Origin of the sequence: Desulfitobacterium sp., from assembly GCF_034927245.1 — a bacterium.
Lineage (GTDB): Bacteria > Bacillota > Desulfitobacteriia > Desulfitobacteriales > Desulfitobacteriaceae > Desulfitobacterium_A.
Genome location: NZ_JAYFQK010000054.1, coordinates 44652 through 50726, shown reverse-complemented (window position 1 = coordinate 50726; position 6075 = coordinate 44652). Strand labels below are relative to the sequence as shown.

Sequence of the window (6075 nt, the reverse complement as noted above, 5' to 3'; positions counted from 1 at the left end):
AAGATGAAGAAGCCATCTCCTTGCATTTTTTACAAGGGATGGCTTTCTCCGTTTATCGTCATTTTTCCTGCATTATCACCATTTTGTATCAGCGCCTTTGGCGCTAAGTCTTTCACCGCCATTTAGCGTACGCGGTCACATTCAATAAATAAACTTATATAATCACTCATAGTACTGTCATATTCAATATTTCTTATTCTGAGGCCTGGCCATGTGTTTTCGGCAACTTCTTTGAATTTACTAAAGAATTCTTTTTTGAAAAGTAGCATTTCATTCCTAAAATGTCTAGAAGATAAATATGTATCCATGTCCCCAGTAATTGTATTTTCCGTAAGGAGCTTTTCATTTTCTTTGATTAATCCAATTTGGGGAAGAATACTTATTGCTTTAATATTAAGTGTTATTGCTTTTGACCTTGAAGTAACTAATTTATTCTCTTTATCCAGTATTGTTGCAAATGCTATCTTGTCATTAAGATATATTATTATTTTATTTTTATCATCAAATGTTGCAATGATTTTTGCTACATCAGCTGAGTAATAGTAAATTATGGATCGCAAATCAATTTTCAAGCGATCAACTTGCAATCTAAATCCTTTAATATATCTTGGTAAACCAAGAGATTCTGGTGGATAGGTGTATAAAGTATTAGTACATTTTTTTGTAGCCATAGCTATTATTCTAAGTGCTTCAATAAAACTCGATTTGCCTGAGTTATTTTTCCCGACAATAATCGATAAATTTCTAATCGCCATTTTTGAATTTCTAAAACACCTATATTTCTCAAGTTCGATCTTTTCTATCATAAACAATCCCTCTTTAAAGAATTTTAATAAGTTGACTATAGGAAAACTACCAAAAAAGGAAAAAGCTACAACATTTTCATTCAACATATCACCTTAATATTCCTCTAAAATAGCAACGGAAAATACCGGAGTAGATACTCGATATTCCCCGATAAAACGGCGGAGCTTTTGGATGAACTTGCCATCAGTGCCGGCATGCGCGGCCTTCAGATCCCGGCCAAGCCTGAGGATCTGCTTCGGATTACAGAAGCCAAAACCGGGACCATATGATATAATCAAAACAAGCGTCCAAGCTAAGGATGTGATAAGCCTAATATAATTGCTAGAGGGGGGATCGTTGATGCAAACTGAGGAATTTCAAAGGCTTGTATTAGAGCAATTAGGCAATCTGCAAAAAGACGTAAGTCATTTAAAAAAAGGCGTAAGTAATCTACAAGATAATGTTAATAATTTACAAGAAGAAGTAGGTCATCTACAAATAGATGTAAGTAATTTGCAAAAAGATGTAAGTCATCTACAAACAGATGTAAGCAGTTTACAAAAAGATGTAAGTCATCTACAAACAGATGTAAGTAGTTTACAAAAAGATATGAGTACTTTACAAATAGATGTGACTGAAATAAAAGCTGATGTCAAAGAGGCTAAAAGAAAGATCAACTCGATAGAAGAGCAAACTGCCGGTCTGTTAGAGTTCAGAACTGAAACTAAACATAATCTTGATAAAGCAATTCACGGTGATGATCTGGTCCAGCTCAAGAAAGTAGAATAGTTTTTACTACACAAAAGTCGGTGATGCACACTTGCATCTACCGGCTTTTGTTGCCCCTAACCCCCTATTTGGGGAATCCTATCGCTATTGTAACCCCCTATTTCGGTGTCAGACTCCACAATGGCCCGACTCCACAATGACCCTCGAATAAAGAGGCCTGTCATTCTGAACGAAGTGAAGAATCTATCCATGAGGTGACATCTAGGTACTATGTTTATGCGGGAGGCGTTACTAATCTCTTCGGAATGGCGAGAATTAAAAAAGTCTCTGCTAAAGCACAACCTGCCAACAGATACATTCCCGCATTCGTTGAACCTGTCCAATCGAGCAGCCAGCCAACGAGATAAGGGCCTATAAAACCACCTAAATTACCTACAGAGTTAATGATCGCGATCCCCACTGCTGCACTTGCAGCACTTAAGCTCAAATTAGGAATGCTCCAGAAGGTCCCTCCAAACGCATAAACTCCCGAAAGAGCAATCGTGAGCCAGATCATCGACCAGAATAGATTCGCGGTCATTGTTAAGGCAACTAAACCAGCAAAAGTCATGAGAATTGGCAGAGCCACATGGAAACGTCTTTCATTTGTTTTGTCTGAATGACGCGCTACCAGCAGCATAACAATGGAGGCCACGATATAAGGAACAGCGCTGAGCAAACCCACTTGCGTTGACGTCAGAACCTTGGATAATCCTTTAATCATTTGAGGCATCCAAAAGCCGACTCCGTACAGAGCCATGACATAAGCCATATAACAAAGTCCCATATGCCAAACTCGAGGCTCTTTAAAAGCCGCCCAATATGATGTTGAGCTATGAGCCTTTTTTTCTTTAACCTTCTGTTCTTTTTTAAGTTCATTAAGCAGCCAGCCCTTCTCTTCTGGGGTCAAAAACTTAGCCTTTTCCGGTTTATCAACCATAATCAATACTGTAATTATACCTAAAATTACTGCCGGCACCCCCTCTAAAATATAAACCCAGCGCCAGCCCGACATTCCCAACCAATGAACGTTGTCCATAATCCAGGTTGAAATGGGCCCGCCGATTATGTTCGAACCGCATACTGCCAGCATAAAGTAGGATACGGCACGGGCTAAATGCTTGCCCGGAAACCAGTAAGTAATATATAAAATCATCGCCGGATAAAAGCCCGCCTCAGCAATACCTAAGATCACACGTAAGACGCCGAGTTGAAAAGCATTTCGAATAAACCCTTCTCCTACAACAACCATTCCCCAAGTAATGAGAATCCTGGCAATCCAGGTTCTTGCTCCAACTTTGTACATGATCACATTGCTGGGAACTTCAAAGAGAAAATAAGCGATAAAGAAAATCCCGGCGATCAATCCGAATGTCGAAGCTCCAATTCCCAATTCCTTATTCATTGTTAAGGCCGCAAATCCAACGTTTACTCGATCAATCATTGCTATAATATAAAGCAAAAAAATAAATGGGAGAACTTTCTTGGATATTTTCGCATAACTTGTTTTTCATCGACCACTGAGACAGTACCCATTCCCCTTTTCCCCCTCAAAATTGGATTAAAACTATTGTCCGCTTTCCAGACCAAAATTTCAATTACTTTTTGAAACTTTCAGACGTAATAGATAACGGTTAAACCGTACATACTACAGCTTACATGGATCGAGCCGAAAACGGAATGGGATGAAGCGCTGTGAAGCTGAAAGCATTTATTTGGATTAGCCTGGTTTCCTTTGGAATCTTTGTTGGGGCGAATTACTTTTCCTCACAGCTTAAAGACCCCATGAGTGAAGACGCAATCTCCGGAAAACGAGTGTGGCAAAAGCACAATTGTGTCAGTTGTCATACTCTTTTTGGCAATGGGGGCTATGTTGGCAGGGATTTGACCCATATCGTTAATCAACGCGGGCAGGAATATATACTTGATTACCTGAACAAACCTCCGGTAATACCTCCCAATGAAATAATACACCATCCCGGTTTATCCGGCTCAGAAGCAAAGCAAATTGTGCAGTACTTTGAATATGTCGATAAAATTCCAACTTTGGGCTGGCCGCCGCAGCCATATAAGGCGGAAAAGGGGTCATGAAACTCAATCAGACGGCTTTAGGATTTATTCTTTCTCGACTTTCGAAACGAAAAAAGGGCAATCAGGATAACCAGAATACTTCAGAGAAAGAGAACTTTAGAAAGCAATTTCAGGGGCAAACGCTTTCTCGCAGATATTCGCTTTTAGCGTGTATTCTCTTTATGATTCAAGGCTTTGTGGCTATTTTAGGAGCAGCAGCGCTCGTCATCCCTGATTTGCCTTCTCCGGTACCCTATGAATATGGACGTTCCGTTCACCTCGGCTTGGCGACTTGCTGGCCTTTGATCGGCACGATGGGAATGATCTATTTTTATACGGTTGAAGCCTTGAATGCAGACCTTTATTCGCTTAAACTAGCGCGTTATCAATTCTGGATTGTCTCGTTGTCAACAGCGGGATTATTAGGAACGCTCGCCTTACGTATCGGAAATGGCAGGGAGTTTCTTGATGGCCTACCGATGTTTTATGCCGGAATCTCTGTAGCCATCCTTCTCGGAGCATACAATCTTATCCAAACCCTGAGGAAGAATAAACAGCGCCTAACCCCTTCGTCCGCGATTATGACGGGTGGCATGATTTTTCTCTGTCTGTTGCTCCTTCCTAATCTTCTCAATTATACTAACCCTGTTGCCGATGAGGCGGTGAAATATTGGGTAGTGCATCTTTGGGAGGAAATGGCCTTCGAACTAATAACGAGTGGCTTTATTGTTTCCTTTTTCATTGATTCAGGATTGGCTGAGAAGAAGGATATGGAGAGATGGCTTTATCTCGAAGCCATTTTGGCAGTGAGCGGGGGACTGTTTGGTACCGGACATCATTATTACTGGATCGGGTTTCCGGCAATTTGGTTACTGATTGGGGTTGTCTTTAGTGTTATGCAATTGATACCTGTAGGAATGCTTGCTCATTTAACCTATAAAGGGTTAAAAAAACATCGTCCGATGGATCGAACGAAGAAGTTAACACTTTGGATGATTTTGAGTAGTTTATTTTATCATTTAGCAGGTGCTTCAATGCTCGGAATGACGATGGCGATTCCTTGGATTAATCTTTACTCTCATGGGACTTATATTACATCCGGACATGCCCATTTAGCGTTATTTGGAGTAATGGGGTTTCTTGTTCTGGCCGGATCCTTCGCTATTTTAAGTCATGGTACAGTACTTTCACGAAAAAGCTATCAGTGGGGTATTGTTGGTGTTCTTTTTTTGAATGCAGGAGTCATGACGATGGGGTCAGCACTTCTTGCTGCAGGCTTCCTGCAAGTCTATTTATGGCGGGTTTTAGAAATGGATTTTATACAGGTCATTCGCTTGATTCAACCCTATTTGTTTACACGTATGGCGGGTGGAGTCTTTTATACAGTCGGAAACCTACTCCTGGGTTGGCGAATCATAAAAGCTTGGTGGCGGACGAGGGAGGATGGAAGAGATCCTAGGGGGTCCGGGGTCTGACCCCAAAAACAGTCAAACAAGATGGTGACCCCGATATTTCCACAGAGTAAAAAATGAAAAGCACCTTAACAACGGAAAGTTATATACGGCGTTCTTTAATTATCCCTGGAAATTTAATTCTAAAAGCGGGCACAGACTGATTCTTCAATCTGTGCCCGCTTGATTTCAATTAAAATACAATACCCAAAGCAATAAGCATAAGAACAGAAACAAAGACTATGGCAACACCGCAACCAAATATTAGCATAAGGGTATCCTCATTTTCCATTATATTACATAATATTCTTAGTCTAAAGACTTAGCTACCACCGGAATGATCATGGATCAAAGAGGAAAGCGATAATTTATTGACATGAAATTTCGAATGGGTTACACTGCATCTAGTAGTTTAGTAAATTACTGAATGGGTATAACATACGAGGAGGATTAGCCATGAAAATACCAACAACTTTAAAGCATAAACCTGTTATCGTTTCGGAAAACTACGAAAATATTGATGGCCGCAAGGCATACAAGACGGATGCCAAAGGACTGTCACTGGGACTTGCACAGTGGAACGATCGGGGGAAACTTGATATTTCGGCTAAAGTATGGCGTTACACTGGGGAAAAGTGGTCTCGCCAATCCGAGGAACTGCCAATGCACCGCGTCCTTGACCTTGCTATTTTAATTTGCAGGAGCAGCTTGTATTTTCAGGAAGCCTATCGTTTCCCGAAATTATATGACCCTAATAAGACTTTGATTGACCGTATCGGGTTGCAAGGCGATGCCATGAGTGTATCAGTTTGCACGGATAATCCCTTGATTGATGAAGATATTCAATTGTTTTCACAGGCGCTAAGCGATGATGGTGAAATGATTGGAGAACGGCTTCGCGTATTGTCTCGTTTATTAAAGGAAATGGGCTACTAGAATAATCTTATTTTGCATAGCATAATCGCACATAATCATATTATAGATTTGGTGCGATTATGCT

7 protein-coding genes are annotated in these 6075 nt (G+C 40.6%); 4 read left to right on the top strand and 3 right to left on the bottom strand.

Features of this window, described 5'->3' with window-relative positions:
* Positions 1-122: 122 nt before the first annotated feature.
* Both VB077_RS13570 and VB077_RS13565 read right to left on the bottom strand, forming a co-directional pair.
* The gene (locus VB077_RS13570) at positions 123-806 is read right to left on the bottom strand and encodes an AAA family ATPase (protein ID WP_323415788.1); all 684 of its coding nucleotides are present in this window, start codon (positions 804-806) and stop codon (positions 123-125) included.
* A gap of 93 nt (positions 807-899) precedes the next feature.
* Entirely contained in the window at positions 900-1085 is a 186-nt protein-coding gene (locus VB077_RS13565) for a hypothetical protein (RefSeq protein WP_323415787.1), read from the bottom strand.
* Between the two features lie 61 nt (positions 1086-1146).
* On the opposite strand from VB077_RS13565, the gene VB077_RS13560 reads away from it, so the two are divergent.
* Positions 1147-1575 carry a DUF2730 family protein gene (locus VB077_RS13560; RefSeq protein ID WP_323415786.1) on the top strand — a complete coding sequence of 143 codons (429 nt, stop codon included), beginning with the start codon at positions 1147-1149 and terminating at the stop codon, positions 1573-1575.
* A gap of 214 nt (positions 1576-1789) precedes the next feature.
* On the opposite strand, the gene VB077_RS13555 is transcribed toward VB077_RS13560, so the two are convergent.
* On the bottom strand, positions 1790-3016 hold the full coding sequence (locus VB077_RS13555; protein ID WP_323415785.1) for an MFS transporter: 1227 nt from the start codon (positions 3014-3016) through the stop codon (positions 1790-1792).
* Positions 3017-3249: 233 nt separating this feature from the next.
* On the opposite strand from VB077_RS13555, the gene VB077_RS13550 reads away from it, so the two are divergent.
* From VB077_RS13550 to VB077_RS13540, 3 genes are all read left to right on the top strand, one after another.
* On the top strand, positions 3250-3645 hold the full coding sequence (locus VB077_RS13550) for a c-type cytochrome (RefSeq protein ID WP_323415784.1): 396 nt from the start codon (positions 3250-3252) through the stop codon (positions 3643-3645).
* Positions 3642-5099 (top strand): cbb3-type cytochrome c oxidase subunit I, encoded by a 1458-nt coding sequence (locus VB077_RS13545; RefSeq protein ID WP_323415783.1) that lies wholly within the window; start codon positions 3642-3644, stop codon positions 5097-5099. The genes VB077_RS13550 and VB077_RS13545 overlap by 4 nt, the downstream gene beginning before the upstream one ends.
* Before the next feature lie 432 nt (positions 5100-5531).
* Positions 5532-6011 (top strand): DUF6530 family protein, encoded by a 480-nt coding sequence (locus VB077_RS13540; protein ID WP_323415782.1) that lies wholly within the window; start codon positions 5532-5534, stop codon positions 6009-6011.
* Positions 6012-6075: the final 64 nt, after the last annotated feature.